21 protein-coding genes and 3 pseudogenes are annotated in these 25,910 nt (G+C 65.1%); 10 read left to right on the top strand and 14 right to left on the bottom strand.

Translation table 11 applies throughout. The features are described 5' to 3' along the window. Positions 1 to 10: 10 nt before the first annotated feature. The 3 genes and pseudogenes from AC1DKD_RS18540 to AC1DKD_RS18530 all read left to right on the top strand — a co-directional run. Positions 11 to 523 (top strand): annotated as a pseudogene (locus AC1DKD_RS18540) (MFS transporter); the annotation flags it as partial. A gap of 299 nt (positions 524 to 822) precedes the next feature. Beyond that, a complete protein-coding gene (locus tag AC1DKD_RS18535) occupies positions 823 to 1,896 on the top strand; it encodes a phenylacetaldoxime dehydratase family protein (RefSeq protein WP_441629710.1) in 1,074 nt (357 codons plus the stop codon). Then, a pseudogene (locus tag AC1DKD_RS18530) lies at positions 1,866 to 2,165 on the top strand (glutathione S-transferase N-terminal domain-containing protein); the annotation flags it as partial. The gene AC1DKD_RS18535 and the pseudogene AC1DKD_RS18530, both read left to right, overlap by 31 nt. 66 nt (positions 2,166 to 2,231) lie before the next feature. Here AC1DKD_RS18530 and AC1DKD_RS18525 read toward each other — a convergent pair. The 6 genes and pseudogenes from AC1DKD_RS18525 to AC1DKD_RS18500 form a co-directional block, all read right to left on the bottom strand. Then, complete coding sequence (locus AC1DKD_RS18525) at positions 2,232 to 2,468, bottom strand: GMC oxidoreductase (protein ID WP_441629709.1); 237 nt, start codon at positions 2,466 to 2,468, stop codon at positions 2,232 to 2,234. Positions 2,469 to 2,723: 255 nt separating this feature from the next. Next, complete coding sequence (locus tag AC1DKD_RS18520) at positions 2,724 to 3,308, bottom strand: TetR/AcrR family transcriptional regulator (protein WP_477111329.1); 585 nt, start codon at positions 3,306 to 3,308, stop codon at positions 2,724 to 2,726. A 253-nt stretch (positions 3,309 to 3,561) separates the two neighbouring features. Beyond that, positions 3,562 to 3,963 carry a copper resistance protein CopQ gene (locus AC1DKD_RS18515; RefSeq protein ID WP_441629707.1) on the bottom strand — a complete coding sequence of 134 codons (402 nt, stop codon included), beginning with the start codon at positions 3,961 to 3,963 and terminating at the stop codon, positions 3,562 to 3,564. A gap of 514 nt (positions 3,964 to 4,477) precedes the next feature. After that, positions 4,478 to 4,741, bottom strand: a complete 264-nt coding sequence (locus tag AC1DKD_RS18510; RefSeq protein ID WP_441629706.1) for an H-NS family nucleoid-associated regulatory protein — start codon at positions 4,739 to 4,741, stop codon at positions 4,478 to 4,480. Between the two features lie 127 nt (positions 4,742 to 4,868). Beyond that, positions 4,869 to 5,826 (bottom strand): annotated as a pseudogene (locus tag AC1DKD_RS18505) (hypothetical protein). Between the two features lie 96 nt (positions 5,827 to 5,922). Then, positions 5,923 to 6,471 carry a plasmid pRiA4b ORF-3 family protein gene (locus AC1DKD_RS18500; protein ID WP_441629705.1) on the bottom strand — a complete coding sequence of 183 codons (549 nt, stop codon included), beginning with the start codon at positions 6,469 to 6,471 and terminating at the stop codon, positions 5,923 to 5,925. Between the two features lie 471 nt (positions 6,472 to 6,942). Between AC1DKD_RS18500 and AC1DKD_RS18495 the strand changes: the two genes are divergently transcribed. From AC1DKD_RS18495 to AC1DKD_RS18475, 5 genes are all read left to right on the top strand, one after another. Then, the gene (locus AC1DKD_RS18495; RefSeq protein ID WP_441629704.1) at positions 6,943 to 7,884 is read left to right on the top strand and encodes a Bug family tripartite tricarboxylate transporter substrate binding protein; all 942 of its coding nucleotides are present in this window, start codon (positions 6,943 to 6,945) and stop codon (positions 7,882 to 7,884) included. Between the two features lie 23 nt (positions 7,885 to 7,907). Next, positions 7,908 to 9,083 carry a CaiB/BaiF CoA transferase family protein gene (locus AC1DKD_RS18490; RefSeq protein ID WP_477111330.1) on the top strand — a complete coding sequence of 392 codons (1,176 nt, stop codon included), beginning with the start codon at positions 7,908 to 7,910 and terminating at the stop codon, positions 9,081 to 9,083. Between the two features lie 40 nt (positions 9,084 to 9,123). Next, positions 9,124 to 9,909 (top strand): crotonase/enoyl-CoA hydratase family protein, encoded by a 786-nt coding sequence (locus tag AC1DKD_RS18485; protein WP_042885535.1) that lies wholly within the window; start codon positions 9,124 to 9,126, stop codon positions 9,907 to 9,909. 25 nt (positions 9,910 to 9,934) lie between these two features. After that, the gene (locus AC1DKD_RS18480; RefSeq protein WP_441629702.1) at positions 9,935 to 10,690 is read left to right on the top strand and encodes an SDR family NAD(P)-dependent oxidoreductase; all 756 of its coding nucleotides are present in this window, start codon (positions 9,935 to 9,937) and stop codon (positions 10,688 to 10,690) included. A 157-nt stretch (positions 10,691 to 10,847) separates the two neighbouring features. Continuing rightward, entirely contained in the window at positions 10,848 to 11,747 is a 900-nt protein-coding gene (locus AC1DKD_RS18475) for a LysR family transcriptional regulator (RefSeq protein ID WP_477143549.1), read from the top strand. Between the two features lie 27 nt (positions 11,748 to 11,774). Here the strand turns inward: AC1DKD_RS18475 and AC1DKD_RS18470 are convergent, their stop codons facing one another. The 5 genes from AC1DKD_RS18470 to AC1DKD_RS18450 are packed head-to-tail and all read right to left on the bottom strand — an operon-like array spanning position 11,775 to position 17,241. Further along, the gene (locus AC1DKD_RS18470; RefSeq protein WP_042885533.1) at positions 11,775 to 12,545 is read right to left on the bottom strand and encodes an enoyl-CoA hydratase/isomerase family protein; all 771 of its coding nucleotides are present in this window, start codon (positions 12,543 to 12,545) and stop codon (positions 11,775 to 11,777) included. An 11-nt stretch (positions 12,546 to 12,556) separates the two neighbouring features. Further along, positions 12,557 to 13,750 (bottom strand): thiolase family protein, encoded by a 1,194-nt coding sequence (locus AC1DKD_RS18465; protein ID WP_441629701.1) that lies wholly within the window; start codon positions 13,748 to 13,750, stop codon positions 12,557 to 12,559. A gap of 52 nt (positions 13,751 to 13,802) precedes the next feature. Further along, the gene (locus AC1DKD_RS18460; protein WP_477111331.1) at positions 13,803 to 14,819 is read right to left on the bottom strand and encodes an acyl-CoA dehydrogenase family protein; all 1,017 of its coding nucleotides are present in this window, start codon (positions 14,817 to 14,819) and stop codon (positions 13,803 to 13,805) included. Positions 14,820 to 14,838: 19 nt separating this feature from the next. Further along, positions 14,839 to 16,002 carry an acyl-CoA dehydrogenase family protein gene (locus AC1DKD_RS18455; RefSeq protein WP_441629699.1) on the bottom strand — a complete coding sequence of 388 codons (1,164 nt, stop codon included), beginning with the start codon at positions 16,000 to 16,002 and terminating at the stop codon, positions 14,839 to 14,841. 27 nt (positions 16,003 to 16,029) lie between these two features. Continuing rightward, complete coding sequence (locus AC1DKD_RS18450; RefSeq protein WP_045238248.1) at positions 16,030 to 17,241, bottom strand: CaiB/BaiF CoA transferase family protein; 1,212 nt, start codon at positions 17,239 to 17,241, stop codon at positions 16,030 to 16,032. 329 nt (positions 17,242 to 17,570) lie between these two features. On the opposite strand from AC1DKD_RS18450, the gene AC1DKD_RS18445 reads away from it, so the two are divergent. Further along, complete coding sequence (locus AC1DKD_RS18445) at positions 17,571 to 18,548, top strand: Bug family tripartite tricarboxylate transporter substrate binding protein (protein WP_441629698.1); 978 nt, start codon at positions 17,571 to 17,573, stop codon at positions 18,546 to 18,548. A 66-nt stretch (positions 18,549 to 18,614) separates the two neighbouring features. Here AC1DKD_RS18445 and AC1DKD_RS18440 read toward each other — a convergent pair whose 3' ends face one another. Both AC1DKD_RS18440 and AC1DKD_RS18435 read right to left on the bottom strand, forming a co-directional pair. Beyond that, on the bottom strand, positions 18,615 to 19,796 hold the full coding sequence (locus AC1DKD_RS18440; RefSeq protein WP_441629697.1) for a porin: 1,182 nt from the start codon (positions 19,794 to 19,796) through the stop codon (positions 18,615 to 18,617). 104 nt (positions 19,797 to 19,900) lie between these two features. Continuing rightward, complete coding sequence (locus AC1DKD_RS18435; protein WP_441629696.1) at positions 19,901 to 20,746, bottom strand: enoyl-CoA hydratase/isomerase family protein; 846 nt, start codon at positions 20,744 to 20,746, stop codon at positions 19,901 to 19,903. A gap of 274 nt (positions 20,747 to 21,020) precedes the next feature. Here AC1DKD_RS18435 and AC1DKD_RS18430 point away from each other — a divergent pair, with 274 nt between their 5' ends. Then, the gene (locus AC1DKD_RS18430; RefSeq protein ID WP_441629695.1) at positions 21,021 to 21,449 is read left to right on the top strand and encodes an acyl-CoA dehydrogenase family protein; all 429 of its coding nucleotides are present in this window, start codon (positions 21,021 to 21,023) and stop codon (positions 21,447 to 21,449) included. 109 nt (positions 21,450 to 21,558) lie between these two features. On the opposite strand, the gene AC1DKD_RS18425 is transcribed toward AC1DKD_RS18430, so the two are convergent. Next, positions 21,559 to 25,464, bottom strand: a complete 3,906-nt coding sequence (locus AC1DKD_RS18425; protein ID WP_477143548.1) for a LuxR C-terminal-related transcriptional regulator — start codon at positions 25,462 to 25,464, stop codon at positions 21,559 to 21,561. Positions 25,465 to 25,910 lie beyond the last annotated feature (446 nt).

Genomic DNA, 25,910 nt, shown 5'->3' with positions numbered 1-25,910 from the left:
GAGGAAGGCCATGTCAACACAATCGTCAACTATTCAGCACTCGCAGAAGCACGAGCGCCTTGTGATCGTCGGATCTACCCTCGGGACGCTCTTCGAGTGGTACGACTTTTTCCTGTTCGGCGCTGTTGCGTCGGTATTCTCCAGACTCTTCCTTGCCCCACGTTCCCCGTCCAGCGCCTATCTCTTCGCCCTCATCGCTTTTGGTGTGGGCTTCGCCGTACGTCCGCTGGGCGCACTGCTATTCGGCCGCTTGGGCGATCTGATCGGCCGTAAGTACACCTTCCTCATCACGATCGTCCTGATGGGGGGAGCCACATTCTGCGTTGGCCTGCTTCCGACGTACGAACAGGTCGGATTTCTCGCTCCAATCCTTCTGCTGCTTCGCGTGGTTCAAGGCATTGGACTGGGTGGTGAATATGGCGGCGCTGCCATTTACGTAGCCGAGCACGCGAGCCCCGGCAGAAAGGGCCGCAACACGAGCTGGATCCAGATGACAGGCGCAGGCGGCTCCATCCTCTCGCTGCCGCACTGGTTGAAATGTTCCCCGCGCGGGTTCGATACACCGGCTTGTCGTTCCCGTATCACGTCGGAAACGGAATCTTCGGTGGCTTCTTCCCCGCTGTCGCGTTTGCAATGGTGACATTCACCGGCGATATCGATCCTGGTAGCCGAGATTGATCTAGACGATATCCCTCCAGCAAAGTACGACCTTGACGCAGTCGGCCACTATTCACGGCCAGACGTCTTCCGTGTTCTGGTAAACGAAAACAGCCAGCCGTTGATCGACAGTGGCTACTCCCTCTTTCCTGCCAGCGAATCAAAATGAGCTTTCATATCGAGTATCCCCGCACGATCCCAGCCCAACGGCCGGGAGAGTTTGCACCGGCCGCCCCGAAGTTCCACGTCCGGTGGAACGCCCCCCTTACGACCGTTGTGTCGGACTACATCGCAGTGCAACGTACTCCGGCGGACTTCGGTACGGAACGCGCATTCTTCAAAAGGACTCGCGACGCCTTTGCAAGCGCCTGGGGCCCGGATTGCTTCGATGAGGTGCGACATACCGACGAGGCCGGGTCTACCAATTCGATTGTCATTGCGTACTGGACCGACATTACGCGGTACGCGATCTGGAAGCACCAGGATGCCTTTAACACCTGGTTCGCCTCTCAAGAGCGAGAAGAGGAGAATGTAGGCTACTGGCGTGAAACGCTTACGGTGCCTTATGACAGGATCGAAACCATCTTTTCAGAGCCGTACTATCGGGCGGGGATCGCTCGCACAAAGGGAAGCGAACTGGAGCCCATGTATATCGCTGGCTATTTCGGTGCGATGCGCGACCGGCTGCCGATTTCTGCAGTCGATCCTCTCGCGTCCCCTTACGGCGAATCAGTCCCCCAAGGCGAGTTCTTGGGCGCTTCGCGGGCCCGCATCCGGATTGATGTTCCGCCCAACGTCGTGAACATTCGCTCTGGCCAGTACTGGGAGAAGGCAGAAGGCGACCAACTTGACGACTACTACACCAACCTTCAGCCCAAGCTTGAGACGGGGATGGCCTACCTTAAGGACCATGCCGCAACGACAGGCTGTTTGTCACTGCGTGCGCTGGTTACGCTGGATCAAGAGGGCAACGAGTTGAAGGAAACGTCAAAGCACGGATACTTCCTTTCGCTTGGACAACTTGAACGATGGGCTGCTGGACACAAGAGTCATCTTGACATCTTCAAGCACGCGCTCGCGATGCGCCGGAAGTATCGGGCCGCACGCAGCGTTGTCACCTGGCATGAAGTCTTCGTTCTCGGCACGACGCCGTCTTTTGAGTACGTGAACTGTCACGCCGGCACCGGCTTGCTCCGTTTTGCCCACGCATGGGGAAAGATCGTCGCCGCGATCGGATGAGGACGAACACCATGACAACCAAAAGACCTACAAACTTGGTTCCGATTCGACTGTACTCGATGACGTATTCGGGCCACGGCCATCGCGTTCAATTGCTATTGTCGCTACTCTGCCTGCCTTACGAGAAGATCGATATTGAGCCGCAAAGCGGCAACCTGCAAACGCCAGAATTCCTTGCGCGGAGCCCTTTCGGGGAGGTCCCCGTCATCATTGACGGCGATACGACGCTCTACGATTCAAACGCGATTCTGGTGTACTCGGCTAAGAAGTATGGCGAGCCCTCTTGGCTCCCTGAAGATCCGGAAGGCAATGCACTTGTGCAGCAATGGCTCTCGCTAGCTGTTGGACAGATCGCATTTGGCCCATGTGCGGCACGCCGCCTCGTTGTCTACGACGAAGAACTTGTGCCAATGGCCAGTGCAATCGATATCGACGCCGTAGACGCGCAGCTTCGCATCTACGACCGACATCCGGTCACGGCCCATCTTCGCCATGCAGGTTTCATGAAAGTAGGACACAGCGCCATTGCGAATGAAACTATCGAGCGCGGCCCCCCTTACTGGTCCGGGCATGACCTCACGCTTAAGCGCACCGGCACTTGTCCGAACGTGCAGTTTGCGTTCCTCGGCTTTACGTTCGGGCCGAGAGCAGCATCGAACAGACACCACCGGCGATTTACTGGCTTTCTTCCCGCGGTGAGAAGCGATGCGTTGAAACAGATGAGACAGAGAGTGCGAAGCTGGCGCATCGGCGACGTAAGATCCGACGCAAGAACCGCGTGTGCACCAGACCCGTCACGAGCCTTGGCCAGCGCCCCAACGCATAGACTAGGCCGGCTGCTGTTCCGGCTCGGCCAAGGCCGTGCGCACCGCGTTGCAGGCTGCATCGAGCCGCTCCGGCGCGCCGAAAAGACGTGTCGTCACGACGCTGTTCTGCAGCGCGCCGTACAGCACCTGCGCGATGGCGCCCGGCGAAGCCGGCAGCGTGTCACCGCGGGCTTCGGCAGCGCGCTGCACCAGCCGGGCCAGCCAGGCCTCATTGAGCTTGTAGTAGCCCTGCAGGGCCGTGTGCGCCGACTTGGGTAGCAGCGCCAGCTCGGCCGACAGCATGCCGCACAGGCAGATCTGGTCGCTGCCCGCGCTATCGCGCACCGAGCCTAGGTATTGCTCGGCCTGCTCGGCCAGCGGCAGGCTGGTGTCGATGCTGCGCAGGCGCTCGGCGCGCCGGGCGATGTAGCGCGACATCGCTTCCTGCAGCAGGTCGTCCTTGGACGGGAAGTAGTAGTGGATGCTCGATGTCTTGACGCTGACCAGCTCCGCTAGGTCCCGATAGCTGAAGCCATTGAATCCTCGGCGGCGTATCAGCGACAGGGCGTGTTCCACCAGCTGGTCGCGTACGGAAAGCGTGGTCATTGCGAAACTCCGATGCGTCTGGCAGGGCCGCGGTGTGGTTGCCGGATCAAGCCGGCAGCACCTGTGCCACCGCAGCGGCCATCGAACCGCTGGCGGCGCACAGCAGAAACCAGCCAGCGGTTGCGAGGAAACCTTGCCGAATATTCATAATGTGCTCCCGATCTGTCGAGTTGCCGCCACGAGGGCCTGCGCTTGGTACTGCTGGCCCGAAACGGCGCGACCCGCGCTGTGGCCAGCCGCCTCTTCCGCCTGCTCAGGCCAGGGCGCCGTCAGTGTACGGGTCGGCCTCGCCGACGCGGGCACCTTCGGTGAACGGGTCGAACTTGCCGGTGCGAGCGCCGTCGCTGTAGATGTCGCGGCTGCGGGCGGGCGAAGACGACACGCCGGTGCGATCCAGGCCGGCTACGATGCGCGCACCGTCGCTGTACGGATCGGCCTTGCCGACGCGGGCGCCTTCGGTGAACGGGTCGAACTTACCGGCGCGGGCGCCGTCGGTGAACGCGCTCCGGCTGTCGTTGACGCGGAAGTTGTAGCCGTAGCGGTCGCCGCTGAAGGCACTGTCCTTGGGGCCGGATGCCTGGGCACCACCTGCGACGAAGGCAGCGGCAAGAGCGGCGACGGTGATCAGCGACTTGGCGATGAGCTTGGTGTTCATGAAGTTCTCCAATTCGTTTAGCTGAGGTCCGAGGTCTGCACAGGCCGCGAAGACCGGAACTGCTTGTTAAGACGTAAGTCTCTTTGGTGGTTATCTACTAATAGATAGGCGTGCAGGGTAAAAAAACAGCGCATGCCGGTGATGTCACATTTACTGCTTGTGAGATCTCCACATTGCGCGGCCTTTGTTTGTTGCCTGCGGTGCAGCAGATTCCATGACTTGAATCTTATCTACCTGTAGATAGATGGTCAAGGAATTTCTCAAGTTTCGCCAGACTGACCTCGCTCCGCTCGCGATCACGCCAAGCCCGGCCAAGACGACAAAGACGTCCTAGCCGGAGCGCATTACCAAACCAGCCAAGAACCCTGCTGGGCGCCTAACCCTGACGCGAAGTCGTGCTTAACCCACTTTTTCCAGACTATGTGTCATTCCTCTGGATATAGGTGGTACACGACATGAGCGGGTCATCCATGTAATCAGGGGGCGGAGGCGGGTCCCACCATGGCGCGCTCAACTATTCCCTTGTCGCAACTATCCGAAAATGTTCCACCGTCTGCCCGGCGTGGATCGCCCGCTGCAGCCAGTCCGGCATGGCGCCGCAGCCGTCCCAGCCCTGCCCGTGCGCGTTGCGATAGCGCACCGTCCCAGGCAACGTCGCCGGTGGCGGCTCGGCAAAACAGCCGCCGGCCTGCGGGTGAGCCAGGGTCAGGCCGTGCTGGGCCATCTGGATGCGGATCCAGGTAATCGCTTCGGCGCGCTCGATTTCGATCGACTTCATTTTAGGTGCACAGATTTGAGGAAGCTGCAGAACAGGATCCTGCGTTGTCGTCTCAAAGACCGTGGGGCCTCAACATTGTTCCGGCGGATCGCTGGTGTAACGGAGACCGCGCCAAAACGGGGGCTGACTAAGCGGCAAGGCGGTGGTCTTCTTCCTTGGCGATGGAGGGATACCATCGTTCAACGTGAGACCGGAGCTGGTTATTGAGCACGGCCGTCCGGATTTGCAGTAGGTTGTGCGCGTGCCTCGGCCGCCAGGCCATCTGCTGTCGTTTGACGAACCGCTTGCTGACCACCTGGTTGACGGCTGACTCGACAAAACCCGATGCAATGGGCTCCCCATGCCGATAACAGTCACCGTAGTTCACGATGAAGTGCCGGTTGTTGTCGAGGTAGACAATGAACTCCTCGAGCTTGCCAAGGAGTTTGGCCTCCTCAGGGCTAGCCTCGGCGTCCAGAACCGAGCCCAGGATTTCGAGTCGGCGCAACGCCGGATAGGGGCAGCCGTGCCACAGGTGCCACTTGGCGCCATGCAGCGTCTTGATCAATGCGGTATTGCTGGGGCCATCGCAGTGTGCCGGCCGGCCCTTGATCATCTGTTCGAGGTTCTGGATCCGCATAGCGATGTGGAACCAGTCGAGAACGTACTCGCCGCGGTCACCAAAGCCGAGCTGTGCAAACCGTACCGTCTCTCCGCCGTCCGACAGGAAGGTAACCGGTTGACCGGGTTGCACACCTTCTCATAGCAGAAAAGCTAGCTGCGTCGCCCTTGCACCGCCGACAGGGGTACAGCCTGGGACTGTCAATCGACAATCGCCCGAACGCACTACAGAAGACCAAGTGATGGTGGCCCTTGCAAGGCAGCTGCGCCCCGCACGTGGGACAAACGCTGGTCCGGGCAACTGCCTCGGCAACCTGTGCCGCGACCATCGTGCGCTGCAGCCGACCCAGCAAAAATTTCGCCTCGTCCAGATGGAGGCCCAGCGAGCCCACATCAAGGCCGCCTCTCTCGAACTGGACTATTTCGGTGATGGTGGCTGGCTCGCCTCCCTCATCGTGCACTACGAGTTGCAAGCTGATACGCATGGCCGCCCTCCTCCCGTGGAAGCTGCGGCGACCAGTCTACGCCTGGAGCCGTCGCAACCGATCATGGAAAATTTGGCGGTCGAAGCGGCGGTCCAGTCAAGTCAGCCACTGGCCGACCTCATCGCGTAAGTCTTCCAGCACGATTGGATCCTCGCGCAGCGACTCAATCCAATCGAGGAACTCATACTCACCGCGTTCGTCGCTGGCCTCCAGATACCTCTCGATCCCGCCAATGTCCTCTGGCGGGCATGGCCCATAACCCGCCACGCAACGGGGAAGTCGGCCAGGATGTTGCCGCAACATACGCCGCTCCATCCGTATCTCGTGACGCCACCACGCGTTGAAGTCATACACATAGGCGAAGCCTTCGTGTTCGCGGAGATGAAACGCGGTCAGCGGTAGCTCGTTTGCCACGGTGGAGAACTGCAAGACGCCCTCATGAGCTTCGCCGTAACGCCTGCCACGAATGCTGAACGGGTGCAGATGTTGGTCGGCCCAGCCCATGACTACCTGGATGACAGGGTGCAATTGCCCGAGCGTCAAGTGCTCGGGAACGAGGACGCGTCGCCAAACCGGCGGGCTCAGGCCGCGCAGAGCAATTCGAAGTTGAAGGACGGAGGTCGCCGGCCCGGGATCGGAAGCCATGTGCGCATTGTAGGTGTCTCATTGGCCTCTCAGTAGAGGTCCGGTCGTCTGCACCCGTTTTGGCGCGGTCTCCTTCAATGGTGTGCGACGCCGCACCTCCAACTTCGCCATTTTCTCGCTGATGCCTCTGCGAGCCATGAGCCGGTAATACGACTTTCAGAAGTCTTTGTAGCGCGGATCGTGTTCGCTATTGACTACGGGCCGTGTCGCGACGCCAGTTTCCATTGCCGCCTGTGCTACCGCTGGCGCAACAATATTGCACTACGCCGAGGCCCGCCTCCTATCGAGTGAGACGGCTACCGAATGGGGCCGTCGCCGATACAGCGGACGTATCGGCTGACATATCGAAAGTATTTTTCCAGAGGCATCGCAATCAGTAACATCCGAGTCCATCCGGATGCCAAACCTTTTGGGCCACCGGCACGAAAACAAGGAGACAACATGGCAACTGACGCCGTGAGGCGACGCCTCATGCTGGCCGCGCTCGGGCTATTCGCCCTGCCGGCCGGTGCGCAGCCCGATTACCCGGCAAGGCCAGTCAAGCTCGTGGTGTCGTTGCCGCCCGGCAGCGGCGCGGATTCCACGGCGCGCTTCATTGCCCAGAAGCTCGCTGCAAAGCTGGGCCAGCCGTTCGTGGTGGAGAACCGCCCCGGCGGGAACGGCTTCATCGGCGCCCGCGCCGTCGCCGACGCCGCGCCTGATGGCTACACGCTCTTCGTCGGCAGCAACTCGACGATGGTAACCAACGCCGTGCTGTTCACTAACCCGCCCTACGATCCCGTCAACGGCTTTGCGCCCGTGGAGCGCCTCGCGCGCTTTGCCATGGTCGTCGTCGTGCCGGCGAATTCGCCGTACAAGGCGCTTGGGGGGCTCATCGGCGCCCTGCGCACCGCGCCGGGCAAACTCAACTACGCGGCGGGTAGTCCCACCTACCAGATCTATACCGAACTGCTGAACGAGCGCTTCCATGTGCGCGCGAATCCCATCGCTTACAAGGGCACGGCGCCGGCCATGACCGACGTCGCCGCTGGCAACGTCGACTACGCGATCGGCGAGATCAGCGCGGTGTTACCGCTGATTCGCGCGGGCCGTGTCCGCCCGCTCGCCGTGACCGCCCCGCAACGGCTCAAGGATCTTCCGCAGGTTCCTACCGTTGCCGAAAGCGGTGCGCCGGGCTTCGATGTGGCGGCATGGACCGGCATCTTTGCGCCGTCCAAGGTGCCCGCGCAGATCGTTAACGTGCTGTCCGCCGCCGTACGTGAAGCCATGCAGCAGCCCGACAGCGTGAAGTTCATCACGGGCCTGGGCGGGGAGGTTTATCTCGGCGGGCCCCAACACTTCCGCCAGTTCCAGCTGGCCGAAATTGAGCGAACGCGCGACATCGTCAAGCATGCCGCCATCCAGATTGAATAACCCATCGGACCAATTGAGATTCTATGCACACGGAACAACAAGCGCCGCAACGTGGCCCGCTGGCAGGTGTCAGGGTTATCGAAATGGCCGGCATCGGTCCCGCCCCGCTGGCCGGCATGATGCTGGCCGACATGGGTGCCGAGGTGCTGCGCATCGAGCGGCCAGGCGAAACCGATCTTGGCGTCAAGCGTGAGCGCCGCTACGACCTGATGCTGCGTGGGCGCAAGGCGATTGCGCTCGACCTGAAGGAACCACTTGCTGTGCAGGCCGTGCTGGACCTCGTGGCATCGGCCGACATGCTGATCGAGGGCTTCCGGCCCGGCGTCATGGAGCGGCTCGGCCTCGGACCCGAGGCTTGCCACGCGCGCAACCCGCGGCTCGTCTATGGCCGGGTCACGGGCTGGGGCCAGACGGGCCCGCTTGCGTCCAGCGCGGGGCACGATATCAACTACATCGCGCTCACCGGCGCCTTGAACGCCATCGGCCGACGCGGGCAGCCGCCTTCGATTCCGCCGGCCTACCTCGGCGATTTCGCGGGTGGCGGCATGTTCCTCGTCGCTGGCGTGCTCGCTGCACTGTTCGAGGCGAGCAAATCGGGTAAGGGCCAGGTCGTCGATGCGGCGATTGTCGATGGCACGGCGGCGTTGAGCAGCGTCTTCTTCGGGCTGTCGGCCGCCGGCATATGGAACGCAGAGCGCGGTACCAACGTGCTCGACTCCGGCGCGCACTACTACAACGTCTACGCGTGCAAGGGCGGCGGCTGGATCTCGGTAGGGCCGATCGAGACGCGCTTCTATCGGGATCTGCTGGCCCGCATTGGCATCGATCCCGACAGCCTCGGCGAGCAACTGGACCCGCGCAATTGGCCGGATGCAACCGACCGGTTGGCCGCGATCTTCCTCACGCGCACGCGCGACGAATGGACCGCACTGCTCGAAGGCACCGACGCCTGCGTGGCCCCGGTACTCGATTTCACCGAGGCGCCGCACCACCCTCACCTGCGGGCCCGGCAGACGTTCGTCGACATCGACGGCGTCACGCAGCCCGCGCCGGCGCCACGGTTCAGCCGCACGCCATCCGCCCGCCCGACACAGCCGCGCGCCGCCGACGTACGCGACTACGCGCAAACGCTGGCGGGCTGGCTGCCTCCGGAGCGCATCGCAGGCATCCGCGCGCTGACCGAGCAAGCTGCGCGCTGACCGGACAGCATCTCATCATTTTTCACTATCTTCACTATCCATGAGCAATTTCCTCGATATCCGCCGTGACGGTCCCGTGGCCATCGTCACGATGAACCGTCCCGAGACGCGCAACGCAGTGTCCGACGACGACGCCGTAGACGCTCTGGTCGCCATGTGCGATGCCTTCAACCGCGATCACAGCGTGCGTGTGGTGGTCCTGACCGGCGCCGGCGCGGCGTTTTCCTCGGGCGGCAACCTCAAGACGCTGCGCGCAAAGTTCGGCAACGAGAGCGGCGAGCCCGTGATGGCGCGCTACGCCTACCGCGAAGGCATCCAGCGCCTGCCGCTGGCGCTAGCCAATCTCGAAATCCCGGTCATAGCCGCCATCAACGGTCCGGCGCTCGGTGCCGGCAACGACCTGGCCTGCACCTGCGATATCCGCATCGCATCGGAGCAGGCTAGCTTCGCGGCCACGTTCGTGAAACTGGGACTGATACCGGGCGATGGAGGCGCATGGCTGTTGCCCCGCGTCGTGGGTGCGTCGCGTGCGGCGGAACTTTGCTTCACCGGCGACACGATCGACGCGAAGCAGGCGCTGGAGTACGGGCTGGTGTCCCGCGTGGTGCCGCACGACGCGTTGCTGCCCACGGCCCTGGAGCTGGCGCACCGAATCGCGGCCAATCCGGGCCACGCGCTGCGCATGTGCAAGCGGTTGCTCAAGGAGGCGCAGCACGCGCGTCTCGACACGATCCTCGAAATGTCAGCCGGCTTCCAGGCGCTAGCCCATCACACCGCCGAGCACAACGCGGCGCTCGACGGCGTGCTGGCACGGATCCGCGGATAAGGGGAGAGAGGGACAAAGGGACAACATGGACATTCTCGATAATGTATTCCTGATCTCCGGCGGCGCATCCGGCCTGGGCGAAGCAACCGCGCGCATGCTGGCTGCGGCCGGCGCAAGAGTGGTCATTGCCGACATTAACGAGGCCGGCGAAGCACTGGCCGCTGAACTGGACGGGCGCTTCGTGCGTTGCGACGTGTCCAGCGGAGCCGATGCCGATGCGGCTGTACGCGCGGCCACCGCCATCGGCCGGCTTGCCGGACTCGTGAACTGCGCCGGCGTGGCACCGGCCTGCAAGACCGTGGGCAAGGATGGCCCGCATCCGCTCGACCTGTTCGAGCGGACCGTGCGGATCAACCTGATCGGCACGTTCAACATGACGCGCGTGGCGGCGGCCAGCATGGTGCAGAACGAACCCGACGCCAATGGCGAACGCGGCCTGATCATCAACACCGCATCGGTGGCCGCGTTCGAGGGGCAAGTTGGCCAAGCGGCATATGCGGCGTCCAAGGGTGGTGTCGCCGCCATGACGCTGGCCGTGGCGCGTGACCTGGCGCGCGACGGCGTGCGGTGCATGACCATCGCGCCGGGCCTGTTCGAGACGCCCATGCTGCTTGGCTTGCCCGAACTCGTGCGCGACGCGCTGGGCCGGATGGTGCCGTTCCCGTCGCGCCTGGGCAGGCCGGCCGAGTATGCCCGTCTGGTCGAAGCGATCATCGGCAACACGATGCTGAACGGCGAAGTGATCCGGCTCGACGGCGCGATCCGGATGCAGCCGAAGTAGGCCACATCGATCCTCTCCAGGGCAGGGCCAGGAGCCGGCAGTATGCCGGCTCCGTTGCGTTCCGGGGCGCGCCACGCCAATGATTGTCCCGATTGTCATGCGCGGTGCACCAATGTAGATTTCCACCACACTTCGCCGATACTCAAAGGGAATGAACATGGATCTTCGTCAAATGAAACAGGCCCTGGTGCTAAGCGAGACGCTGAACTTCCACCGCGCCGCCGAACGGCTGCACATGGCGCAGCCCCCGCTCTCCACTGCCATCCGCAAGCTCGAGGATGAGCTCGGCGTGACGCTGTTCGACCGGCAACCGTCGGGCCTCTCGCTGACCTCGGTGGGCGAACTCGTGCTGCCCCTGATGCRCAGCACGCTGTTCTTCGCCGACGAAATCCGCCGGGCTGCGCGCGAGGGCGAGCGTGGCGAGCAAGGCACGCTCAGGGTGGGCTTCGTAGGCTCGTCGGTGTATTCGGTCATGCCGCAGTTGATCCGCGCGTTCCGGCTGCGCTATCCGCACGTGGAGCTGACCATCGAGGAATCGACCACGGCCGACCTGCTGCGCGCCATCGAGGACCATTCGCTCGATGTGGCGCTCGTGCGTTATCCGGTGCTGGCGCAGACGCGGGCGCAGATCACGTTCCTGCGCGCCGATCCGCTCGTGCTGGCTGTCAGCACCGACTCAGCCCTTGCCGACCGTACGACCGTGGACCTGTCTGAACTCGGCAACACGCCGTTCATCGTGTACTCGGAATCGCGCGTGCCGGCGATGCACGCGATGACGATGTCGGCGTTTCACCAGGCCGGCATCCGTCCACCCATCGTGCAGCAGGCGGTCCAGGTACAGACGCTGCTGGCGCTGGTGGAGAGCGGGCTGGGCGTGGCGCTGGTGCCGGCCACTGCGGCCGGCTACGCCGGAGGCGGCACGCGGTTGATTGCGCTGACCGGCATACCCGAAAAGCTCAGCTTCGGGCTTGCGCTGGCAACGATGCGCGATACCAGCGTCCCCACAGCGCGCAATTTTGTGGCGTTGGCGGAGGCCGTGGCGCAGTCGGCCGCATGATCGTCCCGAAACGCGCGCCGCTGCGCTCTAACGCCCCTGAAAAACCGGTTGGCGCTTCTCTGTGAAGGCCTGCAGGCCCTCGCGCATATCGTGGGAACGCTGGTGGTTGCGCAGTTCGAGCAGCTCGTGCCGCAGTGCGTCGCCCAGCGTCTTGTCGGCGGCCTCAGCCACCACCCGCTTCATGCGCGCCAGCACCAGTGGGCTTTTCGCGGCCAGCGCTTGTGCCAATGCCTGGGCGCGCGTCTGAAGTACGGCGTCGGGCACCACCTCATTGACCAGCCCGAAACGCTCCATCTGCGCGGCGGTAAAGCTCTCGCCGGTGTACAGCAACCATCGCGCCACGTTAGGCGGCAGCTTGCGCGACAACACCGCGGCCCCACCGGCGCCTGGAAATACGCCGAAGTTGGCATGGGCGTCCCCGAGCTTCGCGCTTTCGGCAGCAAGCACGAGATCGCACGCCATCACGGTTTCGAGTCCGCCTGCCAGCGCCAGGCCGTTCACGGCGGCGATGACAGGTTTGGGAAACGCGCGCAGCGTATCGATGAAGCGTACAACAACGTCCAGGAAATCGGGCTCGCCCGTGGTGCCGGGCTCGGCCACTTCCTTGAGATCCGCGCCGGCGCAGAACGCCCTGCCATTGCCTGTCAGGACCACCACGCGGATAGCGGGGTCGTCGCGCCAGGCGTCAAGCTGCGCGGCCATCGCTCCAGCCGTCGCGCGGTTCAGGCTGTTCATGGCGGCTGGGCGGTCCATCGTCAGCCAGCCGACGGGACCATCGATGCGGGTTTGCAGGCACATCGCGGTCTCCGTCAGCAAAGTTCGAGTCCCATGGCCACGGCTTCGCCGCCGCCCAGGCAGAGGCTGGCAAGGCCCCGCTTCATGCCGCGCTGCTGCAGCGCATGGATGAGCGTCACCAGCAGCCGCGCCCCGGAGGCTCCCACCGGATGGCCCAGCGCGCAGGCGCCGCCATTGACGTTGAGCCGCTCGGGGCTGATGCCGAGCTGCGCCATCGCGATCATCGATACCACGGCGAATGCTTCGTTGATTTCGTACAGGTCCACGTCCTGCGTGGTCCAGCCGGCCTTGTCGAGCACGCGGCGCGACGCATGCACCGGTGCTTCGGCAAACTGTTGCGGCGGGTTGGCACGCGTGGCATGGGCAACGATGCGCGCCAGCGGCTTCAGGCGCTGCCGTACCGCATCGCTCTCGCGCATCAGCACCAGCGCCGCCGCGCCGTCGGAGATCGAAGAAGCATTGCCCGGCGTGACCGTGCCGCCGTCGCGGAACACGGCCCTGAGCTTCGGCAGCTTGTCGGCGTCGCATTGGCCCGGCGTTTCGTCCTCAGCGAATTCGGCACCGCGTTTCAGCGGCACAGGGGCGATCTCATCACGGAAGCGGCCTTCCGCCACCGACGCCTGGGCGCGCAGCAGGCTTTCGCGCGCGTACGCGTCCTGTGCCTCGCGGCCAATGTTGTGCGCCTCGGCGGCCAGGTCGGCGTAGTAGCCCATCAGGTGCCCTTCATAGGCGTCTTCCAGGCCGTCGCGGTACATGTGGTCGAGCAACTGGCCATGGCCGAGCCGGTAGCCCTGGCGGCCGCGCGGCACGATATGGGGCGCATTGGTCATCGACTCCATACCCCCTGCCACCGCCACGTTGCAGGTGCCGGCCAGTAGCAGATCATGCGCAAGCATGACCGCTTTCATGCCTGAGCCGCACATCTTGCTGATGGTGGTGGCGGGTGTGGTGGTAGGCAACCCGGCGCGCAGCACGGCCTGCCGCGCCGGTGCCTGGCCCACGCCGGCGAACAGGCACAGGCCCATGATCGCTTCATCGACCGAAGCAGGGGCGACGCCGGCCTGTCCCACGGCCGCGCCAATGGCGGCCGCGCCAATGGCGACCGCGCCCAGTTCGGGCGCGCTGCACGATGACAGCGCGCCGTTGAATGCGCCAATCGGGGTGCGCCTGGCGCCCACGATGACAATGGATTCGTTGTTGTTCTGCATGAAAGTCTCTGTGCCTACAAGCTGGAGAATGGGGCTGGACCGACGCCGAAGGTCAGGCGGGGACGGCCAGCTGTGTGCGGGCGAAGTCAAGGATGGCGTGGCCCGATGCCGCGTCCTGCGCGAACACCGCCTCGCCAAGCAACGTGGCGCAGTACGTCTCGCTACCTGCCACGCTGCGCCACTCGTGCAGGCGGCGCGTGAACAGCCCGAGCGCCAATTCCTCGGTAATGCCGATGGCGCCGTGTACCGCATGCGCGATCGCCGCCACACGCTGGCCGGCCTCGCAGGCGCGCAGTTTGGCGGCGGCTGCGCGCAGCGGGTCAGGCACGTAGCCGTCCGCGGCACAGCCAATGCGCGCCGCGAACACGGCCGAGCTGGCCTGTTCGGCCATCACGCTCAGTTCCTGCTGCACGGCCTGGAACTGGCCGATGGCCCGGCCGAACTGCTGGCGGTCGTTAACATACGTGACGCTCATCGCCAGCACGCGCTGCATCGCACCGGCCATGCCTGCGGCGTGGGCCGCGTTGCAAAGCGCCAGGATGTCGGGCTCGCCATCGCTGAAGCGGAATATCGCGGCATCGGCCGACTGCCATTGCAGCGAAGCCGACGCATGCGGCCGATAAATGCCGGGCACATGGGTGGCGGCCACCACTGGCAGCAGCAACCATTCTCCGCGCCACACTGTCAGCACGAGTTCAGCCAACGCCGCGCCCGGCACATTGCGGCACGTGATCTGCGTCGCGCCCGAGCACGGTGCGATGGCGATGCACTCGCCCTCGCTCCTGCGGCCCGCCTTTGCGAGCATGGCACGCGCGATGGCGGTCTCGGCGAACGGATGGCTCAGGCCAGAACGGCCGGCGGCGAGGAACAGCGGGAACGCGTCGGCCAGCGACAAGCCCGCGCCATCGAGTTCGGCGGGAACCAGTGCGTCGGTGTAACCGAGGGCGTCAATGGCGGACCACTGACGCGCAGCGGCACCGTCTGCGCTGGACTCGCTGCGGCGCACCGCGTCGTCGGCGCACAGGTTGGCGAGCGCGCGCTCGAAGCCTTCCAGAAGGGAATCAGTCATGGCGTGTGTCTATATTGCGTCAACGAAGTCCGAGCGCGCGGGCAATGATGCCGCGCATGATCTGCCGCGTGCCGCCCCGCAGGGAGAAGCTTGGGGACAGCTGCGTGACGTAGGCCAGCGCGCGCTGCAGCGGCTCCGACGGGTCGAATTCGGGCATCCCTTCCATGGCCTCGGCGATCCAGGCCGGCACGGTCTGCTCGAACTCGGTGCCGAGATCCTTCACGTAAGCCGCGTCAGTCTCGGGGTTCCCGCCCTTGTCGAGCAGGTCGGCCACGGCGAGCGACATGGCGCGCAGCACGGCAAGCCGCCCGGCAATGCGTCCGGCGATCGCCTTGACGGCATCGGGCACCGGCAGCCCGCAGGCCCGCACCTCCGCCAGCCACGTTTCGGCCACGAGCTGGCTGGTCAGGATGCGCTCCGGGCCGCTGCGTTCGAAGGCTAGTTCGGCGGTCACCTGCTTCCAGCCCGATCCTTCCTCGCCGACCACCGCATCGGCGGGCAGGTCCACATCCTCGAATACCACTTCGCAGAAGTGCGCGTCGCCGGCCATGTCCTCGATCGGGCGATAGCTGATACCGGGCAGGCTCAGGTCGATCAGCACCTGCGACAGACCCTTGTGGCGGTCGCCATGCTGGCCTGACGTACGCACCAGTGCGCACATGTAGTGGGTGCGGTGTGCGTTGGTCGTCCAGATCTTGCGGCCGTTGAGCCGCCAGCCGGTCTCGGTGCGCACCGCGCGCGTTCGCACGCTCGACAGATCCGATCCCGTGTCCGGCTCGCTCATGCCGATGCACATGAACATCTCGCCGCGCACCATGCGGGGCACGAAATACTCGCGCTGCGCCGGCGTCCCGAACTTCAGGATCAGCGGCGCGGTCTGGCGTTCCGCGAACCAGTGGGCCGACACGGGCGCACCGGCGGCGATCAGTTCCTCCACCAGCACGAAGCGCGCAAAGGCGCTGCGACCCGCGCCGCCATACTCCTTCGGCAGCGACAGGCCAAGCCAGCGCCGCTCGGCAAGCGCGCGGCTGAATTCCGCGTCATAGCCCATCCATGTGCGGGCACGCACGTGCGTGGGCGTATCGGCCAGCGCCTGTTGCAGGAAAGCGCGGATCGGGCCGCGCAGCGCCTCATCCTCGGGAGGGAGGGCGACGAGTGGCAATGACTCGAGGCTCGTGGTCAAGGGAATGCTCCTGGTAGCGGATTGTCGTTACTGGCGCGATGGCGCCAGCACGGTAGCGCCGGACGCAGCCAGCTTGCTGATGTCTTTGGTGCTGTAGCCTGCTTCGGCCAGCACCTCGGCGCTGTGCTCGCCGAGGCGCGGCGCCTGGCGCGTGATCTCGGGCGATGACTTCGACCACGTGCTTGGCACAGCCATCGAGTGGATGGCACCTTCGGTCGGGTGTTCAACCACTTCGAAGAAGCCTACCGCATCGAGATGCGGGTCGGCCAGCAGCGAGTCGATCGTGTGCAGTTGCATCACTGGCATGTCGGCGGCTTCGAGTACTGCGATCCATTCCGCGGTCGTGCGGGTAGGCATCACCTCCGCCACCATGCGGTACAGCGCATCGATATGCTTGGTGCGCTCGCCGATCGTGGCGAAGCGCGGGTCGCTGTCCATCAGGTCCGGCTGTCCGACCAGCGCGAAGAACTGGCGCCATTGCTTGTCGTTGTAAAACAGCACGCACAGGTAGCCGTCCTTGGTGCTGAGCGGGCGCCGATTGTGGTCCAGGATGCGGGCATAGCCGCTCGGGCCGATCGGCGGCTCGAACGTCATGCCACCCATGTGGTCACCTAGTACGAACTGCGCCATGGTCTCGAACATCGGCACGTCTACGCGCTGGCCCTCGCCGGTGCGCTCGCGATACAGCAGGCCGGCACTGACCGCGTTGGCAGCGGCCAGGCCGACGATGCGATCTGCCATCGCACTGGGCGCGTAGCGCGGCAAATCGGCGCCAGCGGCCTTGGCCAGCGACGGGATGGCGACTGCGCCCTGGATCAGGTCGTCGTAGGCCGATTTGGCCGCGTAGGGGCCGCCCTGTCCGTAGCCGTAGACGCCCACGTAGAGGATGCGCGGATTGATCTTCGCGATGTCTTCATAGCCGAGGTTCAGCCGTGCCATGGCCTGGGGGCGCACGTTGTAGATCAGCACGTCGGCATCGGCCGCGAGCCGCAATAGCGCCTCGCGCCCGGCTGGCTGCTTCAGGTCCAGCACGATGCTGCGCTTGCTGCGGTTCGCGTGCAGGAAAATCCCCGCCATACCGTCGTTTCGCCGGGGCCCGACGTCGCGCACGGTATCGCCCGCGGGCGGTTCTACCTTGATCACATCCGCGCCCAGGTCGCCAAGGATCTGCGTGGCGTAAGGTCCCATCAGAACCGTCGTCATGTCGACGATCCGGATGCCCTGCAATGGGCCGCTCATGGCCGGCTCCGCAGGTGCGATGGCGTCACGTCCTTCATGATGTCTCCTCCGTTCGTATGCGGCCATCGTACAGAACAGCGGGAAGGCGAAAAAATACTTTTGATATGTCGCGCCATACACGGGCTGTATCGGGGTATCGGTCTGTCGGTGGTGTGAAGCGGTACTACCTGCCACGCACCGTTTCATCTGCTGGATATGCGCCGTCCAACCCACCCTTGTCGGGGTGTATCGCCTGCCCGCGTGCGGGGCAATCATGCCGGACGTGCGCCATGCCGATGCACGCGGCCCGCGTTGTACGGCGGCACCGATTCAATAAAAGGAGACCACTTATGCCCAGTTTCAAGCCCCGCATGATGAGGCTGCTGTGCCCCTGGCTGGCGGGATTCGCCATCGCAACACCGGTCCATGCCGGCGAGTATCCCGAGCGGCCCGTCAGGATCGTCTCGGTCAGCAGCGCAGGCACCGGCGTCGACGACTACACGCGCCTGCTGGCTAAGTACCTCACGGACAAGCTCGGGCGGAGCTTCGTAGTCGAGAACCGGCCTGGCGGCAACATGGTCGTGGCAACCGACTTGGTGGCGAAGGCTGCCCCGGATGGCTACACCGTACTGCTCGCGGGCTCCGGCGCCATGGCGGCCAACCCATACCTGTTCCGCAAGCTGCCCTATGACCCGATGAAGGACTTTGTGCCCGTGGCGCGGCTGTCGGTGCTGCCGATCGCCATCATCGTTCCGGGCAACTCGCCCTATCGCTCGGTGAAGGAACTCGTGGCGAGCGCGCAGGCGAATCCCGGCAAGCTAAACTGCGCCACCTCGAGCAACGGCTATCGCGTCATCGCCTATGCCTTCAATGAAGCCGCGAAGATCGACGCGGCAAGCGTGCCTTACAAGGCCTCGAACGCGTTGATGACGGACGTGATGGCCGGCGTGGTGGACTACGCGGCGGTCGAGGCGTCCGCCATCATTCCGCACGTGCAGAGCGGCAAGCTCCGTGCGCTGGCCGTCACCGGCCCATCCCGCCTATCGCCGCTAAAGGACGTACCGACGCTGGCCGAACTGGGCCTTGAGCGGCAACCGTTGAATACCTGGACCGGCCTCTTCGCGCCAGCCGGCACGCCGCAGCCGATCGTCGACAAGCTGGCCAGGCTGGCGCTGGAGTTCATCGGTACGCCTGAGGCGGTGGCGCACTACCACGCACGCGGCAGCGCAGCCTATCCCGCCGACGGCGCGGCGCTGCGCAAGACCATCGTCGCGGACCAGCAGATGTGGAAGCGTATGATCGCGCTGACTGGCATCCAGCCGGAGTGACGAGGCAACAGCGCCGCCCACCCGTTTCGGGTCGGCGGCGCTCCTATCGTCCTACCGGACCTGCAATCAGAAGATATGCCGCACGCCCGCGGTCACACCGACCATGTTCTTCTGTCCCGGTGCTTGCGGATAGTTGAACAGGTAGCCGGTGAAGGGGCCGTCGTTGATCAGGCTGCCGTTATGGACGTAGCTGCTGGCGAGGTACACGTCGGTCCGCTTGCTGAGCGAGTAGTCGAGCACGAGCGAAACCTGCTGCGGATTGGCAGGATTGGTCGCCACCCCCGCTGGCGTCGGACGGTACTGCTTGATGTTCGAGTAGTAGTAGCCGAGCTGCGCGCCCAATGCCGCAGTCACGTTATAGTTGACGCCGGCGAACCAGAAGTCGTCGCGGATCAGCGTGGCGTCGTTGCTGAACTGGCTATCGCGATAGCGGTAGCCGCCGCTGATCTTGAGCCGGCCCGTCGTGTAGCTCGCGGCCACGCCGGTCTTGCGCTCGCGGCCCGTGTTGCCAGGCGTCGCGGCCGGCGCGGGATTCCACTGGTCGTACCCCACGCCCACGGCAAAGCCACCGCCCTCGTACGAGACCGCCGCGCCCCATGCGCTGTTGTCCTTGATATTGCCGGGCGCTTCTCCCGGGCCCAGGGGCTGCCCCGTTCCGGCTGCCTGCAACGATGATGCCGTGCCGAACGAATAGTGCGCTCCCACTTGCACGCCGCCGAACTTGCCGCTGTACTTGGCCATGTTCGACTGGCGGTAGTTCAGGCCCAGCCACCATACCCCCGGTTCATAGCTGGCCGCAAAGCGCAATGGCGCGAAGACAATCAGCGCGTCGGTCATCGACGTGTACTGACGGCCGAACGTAAGCCGGCCATGATCCTTGTTGCCTAGCCCCACGATGGCCGTCCGGTTGAACAACGGCGCGGTGGTCAGGTTGCCTGAGTCCCAGTCGAACCCCGACTCCAGGTTGAACAGCGCCGACCACCCCTGCCCCAGGTCTTCCGTCCCACGCAGGCCCCAGCGCGACGCTGACAGGCCGCCCGCGCGCGGCATGTCGAAACGCTTGCCCACCGGCGCGGTGGCCGTGCCCGTCGTGGCCAGGTTCGCGGGTGCGGTGCCCACGCGGTTGACGTATTCGATACTGCCGTCGATCACGCCATACAGCGTGACGTTGGTCTGCGCATGGACGACACCAGCAGCCATGGTGCCCAGCGCCGCCAACGACGCGCGCGCGAGTTGTGATTTCTTCATTTTCTCCCCTTCTCCCTTTGCTTGGTGGCGTCGCCCCAGTGGTTGGGGCGACCTGATGCGCCGCGCTAGCGTCCTCCACGCATGCGCGGATTGAAAAAATCCAGTCACGCCGGGTTACGCCGGACTTCACGATCCCAGTCATACTTCGGCGCTTCACCGCGCAGGAAGCCGCGCACCGCTTCCCCGTAGTGCGGCGCCGCGGCGGCTAGCGCCTGGGCCTGTGCCTCGATCTCGAACATCGTGTCGTAAGGCGTCTCGAACGTCGCGTTTGCAGCGCGCTTGGTCAGCGCCATGGCTTCACGAGGGCCGTTGAGGAAGCGCGCCGCAAACCGGCGCGCGGCTTCGGGCAGCGCATCGGCGGTGTAGATGTCGTGCACGATGCCAAGTTGCCGGGCCTCCTGGGCGTCCACGCGGCGACCGGTCAGCATCAGTTCCTTTGCCTTGCTCATCCCGACGATGCGTGGCAGCGCGTAGAGCGCACCCATGTCCGGTATCAGTCCGACTTTCACGAACGCCATCGAGAACGACGCCCGCTCCGAGGCGAGCACGAAATCGGCTGCCAGCACCAGCGAGCAGCCAGCGCCTGCCGCAGGGCCATCGACGGCGGCAATGACCGGCACGCCAAGCTGGTGCAGCCGCCGTAACCAAGCATGGGTAGCGGCCACGCGGTGGCGCGTCACCTCGGGGGCGCGTGCCGCAGGGTCGGGGTCGTCAATCAGCGCCGCGACGGACTTCAGGTCGCCGCCAGCGCAAAAGCTGCCGCCCGAACCGGTAAGGATCAGCGCACGAATGCTGCACTCGTTTTCAACGATATCGAGCATGTCGGCATAGTCCTGCCGCATCTCCAGCGACAGCGCGTTGCGCGCCCCGGGGCGCTGGTGCGTGAACTCCGCGATCCCGTCGAGGACGGTCAGTACGGAATGGCGCAGCGGATATTGCAAGGTTGGCATTGAGGATCCTTCGGTGGATGGGAAACGTCCTGCACGTGCTGGGCAGACAGTCTCCACGCACGCGCAGCCCAACGGTCCCACCCGACGTGAGGGGATGCAATGCAACCCGAAGGGACTTATGGAGCGCGACGAATGTATCGCCACAGCGGCGCGCACCTGGCGACACTTATCGCCACCAAAGGCGGGGGGCGCAACCTCATGCCGCCTTGCTTTAAGGTGCAGCATGTCGGCAAGCCGCGTTCGCGGTGCCGCCGGTTGATGGAGAGCAACGCAAATGGACTTTCGAGCCGACCCCAACCTCACGCAGTTCCGCCAGCAGGTACGCACGTTCCTGCGCGATCACCTGCCCGCCGACACGCCAAGCCGCAACCACGGCATACGTTCTCCGCGCGACACGCTAGTCGCGTGGCAGAGCACCCTCAATAGACAAGGCTGGGGTGCGCCGTCCTGGGCGTCCGAGCACGGGGGGCCGGGCTGGACCGTGCAGCAGCGCCTGGTGTTCGACGAGGAATGCGCGCTGGCTGGCACTCCCTCGCAGGACAATTTCGCGCAGAAGCTCGTGGGCCCCTTAATCAACCATTTCGGCACCCCCGCGCAGCGGGAGGAGCATATCGGCGCGACCATCATCGCGGCGCCGCCGGCCGGGGAGTACTCCCCGACGTGGGTGGAAGGCGGTGGCGGAACTTATGATGAAATTTGCTAGGGCGAAATTTGAACGGACTTAAGGGGAACTGCAGCGGGACTATCCAGTGCTGGGGACGTGCGCCATCCCCACTCCCGTGCATGACGTGGCCTGGCCGCAGTTGCGCACGTCAAACCGCCAGCGCGCTGCCCGGTTGCGACGGCGCCAGGTCGCGCAGCCGCGCTGCAGCCTTACCCCGGCCGTTGACACCGAGCTTCACGTAGATGTTTTTGAGATGCCATTTCACCGCTGCGGGCGACACGTTGAGCACACTCGCGATCTTCTTGTTCGACATGGCCTGCGCCAGCAGCCCGAGAACCTCGCGCTCGCGCTCGCTCAGCATGGCGATGGCCCCCGCCTGCGCCGAGGTACCTGGCGGCGCAGGCGCGGCCGTTATGGCAGCCGTCGGCAAACGGCGCGCGTAGAAAGCAAGCACGGGGTCGTCGAGCCCCTCACCGATGAGTGCCGCGAACGATGGTGCAGCACCGGCCGTCGCGTCGAGCAGCGTGCGGATCAGCCCCGAACCGTGCCCCGTCCGAAGCGCCCGCACAAATGCAGCGCGCGCACCTGCGCTATTGCCTGCTGCATGGCGTGCCAGCGCCGTCTGCAGCCACAGTGTGGCGGACCGGGCGGGCCGTGCTTCGCTTTCCAGTATGAGCCGAGCTTCGAGGCGTGCCGCCGCGTTCGCATAGTCGTGCGTATGAAGCAACATCTCGATCCCGGCCTGTGCAGCGATACGGGCGACATGGGCGGCTACCGTGCCGGGCTGGCCGGCGTAACGCTGCGCAAGCTGCTGCACGCGCTGGAGCACCGCATTGGCACGTTCGGTCTCACCGAGCTGAAGATGCCGGCTCAAACGCAGCAGCAACGCCTCCGCCAGCAGGCGGTCGATCCGATAGCGCACGGCGTAGGCTTCGAGCCGATCCAGGCACGCGGTGGCCTGCGCCCGCCGCCCGGCGAGCCAGTACGCCCTGGACAGAACTGTGAACGCTCGCAGTACCACATCGGGCAGCGACACGCGCTCGAGCATTGCGATGCGCGGCTCTAGCAACTCGCATGCGCTGTCATAGTCGTTGAGTTCATAAAGGATGTCGGCCAGCAAACCGGCGGCCATGCATGTCAGTCCGAGGAAAGCGGGGCCGCGGCGCTCGGCCTCGCGCAGCACCACGCGGGCACTCTTGGCCGCGTGCTGGATCTCGCCCTCCATCGCCAGGCTCATCGCGGTGATATAGCGGCCAAACATGCTGCTGCGCGGCACATTGCTGCGTCGCTCGGTATCGCTTTGTAGGCGGCGCGCCTCTTTGTATTCTCCGCGCAGCAGGAAGTACCACGACAGCACGTTGCTGCGGCAGGTCCACCAGAGATCGTCTGCCTGGGGCGGGATCGCCCAGAGTTCGGGCAGTATGCCGATGATCGTGTCGATATCATCCAGCTGCACCGCGCGGCCGGCGCGAAGCAGGCAGACGACGTAGGGGTGAACGGTGTCGGTGCGGTCGCACAGCACTGCGAGCCGCTCCAGGCTCTGTTCCAGCCCGTCCACGTCGCGCATGTAGAGCCGCAGGAACGCCACCAGCGCCAGCAGGCCAAAGCGGCTCTGCACCTGGTCATCGGGCAGCCGGCGCATCAGCGCCAGCAGCTGCGTCAGGTCGCCGCGCTTGAGCAGGTCGTGCCCGCTTGATTCCACCATTGCCGCGGCGGCAGCCGCCTCGCCCGCGCGCACGGCGTGGTAGACGGCGTCGCCGAGCTGGCCGCGTCGGTCGAACCAGCGCCAGGCGGCGGCATGCAGCGCGCGCGCCTCCGTGGTGACGCAGGCAATGTCCGGATCGCCAATCCTGCCGTTATCCGCGGGCTCCAGCCTCGCCAGCAGCGTTTCTCGCAGCAGCGGATGGATCCGATACCACGCCTCGCTGTCGCCGCTGCCCACCTGGGTGATGAATTGGTTGTCGGATTCGAGCCGGGCCAGCCGCGCGGCGATGCGCGACGGGGTATCGGTCTCGCCCGGCATTTCCGCGCACAGGTTGGCGCGGAAATGAGGGCAGACGGCCATGCGCGTGAGCATGGCGAGGTCATCCGATGCCATCAGGCCCAGCACCTCACGCTCGAAATACGCGGCGAACATGTGCGGGTCTCTTGCACGTGCGAACGGATAGTCACCGCCGTGCCGTTTCCGCAATTCCACGGCGAAGAGCTGCAGCCCCGCCACCCAGCCATCGGTCAGCGCGTGAAGAGCCGCGGCGTCGCGCGTCGACACCGCACCGACCTGGTCATGCAGAAAGCGTGCCGACTCCTCCGGCGTAAAGCGCAGGTCGTGCATGTCGATCTCGGTCAGCAGCCGTTGAGCGCGCAATGCCTCGAGCGCTAGGGGCAGCGCGCTGCGCGAGCTGAACGCAAGATGGAGCTTTGGCGGCGCGTAGTCGAGCAGACGCTGGAGCGCACGAAAGATGCGTGTGTCAGTGAGGTGGTGCAGATCATCGATCATCAAAACCAACTCGCGCTCGCGCTGGTCTAGCGTCTGCACCAGCGTAATGACCCAGTGTTCGATCGCGTTGTCGTCCTGGCCGGTGCCGGTCAGAGCTTCCGCGTTGCGCGCGATGGCGGGATCCGCCTCGGCCAGGCTGGCCAGCAGGCATTCGAAGAATCGTGCGGGCGCGTTGTCTTCCACGCCCAGCGCCAGCCAGCTCACGTCGAAGCCCAGTGAGATCAGCCCCTTGCGCCAAACCATCAACGCGCTTGTCTTGCCCGCGCCGGCCTGGCCTTGGATCACCACGCAGCGCTGCCGGCGCGCGTCCAGCAGCCGGCTCATCAATCGCTCGCGCGGCAGCAGCTTGCGCACATGACGCGGCGGCAGCAGCTTTGCGCTGGCCACGGCTTCCACCGTGCGCGGGCGGACCCGCGGCACTGCTGGATGCAATACCAGCGAAAGGACTGGCTGTGCGGTGGCGCGCGGCGGCGGCGATGGCTGTATCGGCGCTTGGGCACGCCCGCGGTCGATCATAGGCCATGCGTGCCCTGCCGGCGCCAGGTCGGCGGCATCGACCGGCTCTACCAGGCCGACCACATCCACTTCGCAATGGGGGGCCGCGTCAGCCCCGCGCACCCAGTCGAACGGCCGCCGCGCTTCATGCTGTCCTACCGCCGCAAGCACCTGCGCGACGCTTCCCGGCAATCCGCCGGACGATTCTCGCAGCAACGCCTGGACGCCACGCAGCCAAGCGGCGTGGCCCGCCACGAAGCGCACGGTCCAGCGATGGCCGGCCAGCACCTCCTGTACCTTGGGATGCTCGTGCGAGAGAGGGTTGTCAGCCAGAATCAGCAACTGGCGGCCAGGCGGCGCGTGCGGCGCCAGCCGGCGCAGGAAGGCCAGCCAGCCGCCGACGCGTCCGGCATCGGAATCAGGCGCGGTAGCGGCGTCGAGCATCTTCAGCGTGGTCAGGAACGACACCCCCATCGTGCGGCGGAAAGCTGCGCTGTTGCGCTGGTTGGCTACGGCAAATGTCGGTTTTCCGGCGGGAGCGCCCGCCTCCATCGCCACGGCCACCGCATGCTCGGGCGCCGCGAGGTAGAGGCCGACGATCTCGGCGGCGTGCAGTTTATCGGCCGTGCCGGACGGTAACGCGGCAGCGGCGGTTCGATCCGGGCGGGCCGGCAGGCCGCTGGCACGCCAGTGGCGCGACACGCAGGCCGAGCTAACGCCCAGTTCGGCGGCAAACTGGCGCGCGCTCAGTGTTCCGGGCTCGGCATCGCGTGCCAGCGCCACGAGACGAGCGACGTCCATCCGCACCGGCGGCGCACCGCGAGGCAGATCCCGTTCGATCCCGGCCAGCCGCGACACGGCATAGCGGTCGCGCCAGCGCGCCACTTGTATGCGCCCTACGCCGACCTCGGCCGCGATGTCCTTGTTCTGCCATCCTGCGGCAGCCAGCAGAATCATGCGCGCGCGCTGGGCGAGCCGCGCGTTTCCCGAACCTACCGCAGCGAGCGCCTCGAGTTCTRCACGCTCGGTGTCGGTCAGCACGATGTGGCAAGCGAAACGCATACGTGGTGTTCCTCCTTATTGCTGGCGGCCCGTCAGAAGTACCATCTGGCCCCGCCCCCCGTATGTCCCGTTGCTACGGCGGGCCGTACGAGCCTAATATTCGTCGAAGCCTTTGGCGCAGGTACTCTTGCTGCCGGGGCAGACTACCAAGGATTCATGGGGAGCCAACCTAGCCAGAATGGCGAGCGCCGGCTCGCATAGTGATGTCTATGGAACAAAACACGGGGTCAACTCGGTAAAGGTCGTGCCGTTTTCTCGTATCCGCTGCTGAACCGCACCCATCCATGCCCCACGTCCTCCCCCCGCCCAAGCACTGATGGACCTGCTCCACGAGGTGCGGCAAGTCAGCCGCCAACTACAGGTAGCCGCCCGGCGCTGCACGCGCGGAATCACCTATGCCGACGCGCTGCGGGATCTGATCGACGACCGCATGCAGGGTGCCGATC

Source organism: Cupriavidus sp. 05T313 (assembly GCF_056396665.1).
This window is presented reverse-complemented; position numbering and strand designations above follow the sequence as displayed.

Coding starts and splice junctions, on each gene's coding strand:
- AC1DKD_RS18535 (WP_441629710.1), top strand. CDS start 823: ATGAGCTTTCATATCGAGTATCCCCGCACGATCCCAGCCCAACGGCCG.
- AC1DKD_RS18525 (WP_441629709.1), bottom strand. CDS start 2,468: ATGCCCGGACCAGTAAGGGGGGCCGCGCTCGATAGTTTCATTCGCAAT.
- AC1DKD_RS18520 (WP_477111329.1), bottom strand. CDS start 3,308: ATGACCACGCTTTCCGTACGCGACCAGCTGGTGGAACACGCCCTGTCG.
- AC1DKD_RS18515 (WP_441629707.1), bottom strand. CDS start 3,963: ATGAACACCAAGCTCATCGCCAAGTCGCTGATCACCGTCGCCGCTCTT.
- AC1DKD_RS18510 (WP_441629706.1), bottom strand. CDS start 4,741: ATGAAGTCGATCGAAATCGAGCGCGCCGAAGCGATTACCTGGATCCGC.
- AC1DKD_RS18500 (WP_441629705.1), bottom strand. CDS start 6,471: ATGGCTTCCGATCCCGGGCCGGCGACCTCCGTCCTTCAACTTCGAATT.
- AC1DKD_RS18495 (WP_441629704.1), top strand. CDS start 6,943: ATGCTGGCCGCGCTCGGGCTATTCGCCCTGCCGGCCGGTGCGCAGCCC.
- AC1DKD_RS18490 (WP_477111330.1), top strand. CDS start 7,908: ATGCACACGGAACAACAAGCGCCGCAACGTGGCCCGCTGGCAGGTGTC.
- AC1DKD_RS18485 (WP_042885535.1), top strand. CDS start 9,124: ATGAGCAATTTCCTCGATATCCGCCGTGACGGTCCCGTGGCCATCGTC.
- AC1DKD_RS18480 (WP_441629702.1), top strand. CDS start 9,935: ATGGACATTCTCGATAATGTATTCCTGATCTCCGGCGGCGCATCCGGC.
- AC1DKD_RS18470 (WP_042885533.1), bottom strand. CDS start 12,545: ATGTGCCTGCAAACCCGCATCGATGGTCCCGTCGGCTGGCTGACGATG.
- AC1DKD_RS18465 (WP_441629701.1), bottom strand. CDS start 13,750: ATGCAGAACAACAACGAATCCATTGTCATCGTGGGCGCCAGGCGCACC.
- AC1DKD_RS18460 (WP_477111331.1), bottom strand. CDS start 14,819: ATGACTGATTCCCTTCTGGAAGGCTTCGAGCGCGCGCTCGCCAACCTG.
- AC1DKD_RS18450 (WP_045238248.1), bottom strand. CDS start 17,241: ATGAGCGGCCCATTGCAGGGCATCCGGATCGTCGACATGACGACGGTT.
- AC1DKD_RS18445 (WP_441629698.1), top strand. CDS start 17,571: ATGCCCAGTTTCAAGCCCCGCATGATGAGGCTGCTGTGCCCCTGGCTG.
- AC1DKD_RS18440 (WP_441629697.1), bottom strand. CDS start 19,796: ATGAAGAAATCACAACTCGCGCGCGCGTCGTTGGCGGCGCTGGGCACC.
- AC1DKD_RS18435 (WP_441629696.1), bottom strand. CDS start 20,746: ATGCCAACCTTGCAATATCCGCTGCGCCATTCCGTACTGACCGTCCTC.
- AC1DKD_RS18430 (WP_441629695.1), top strand. CDS start 21,021: ATGGACTTTCGAGCCGACCCCAACCTCACGCAGTTCCGCCAGCAGGTA.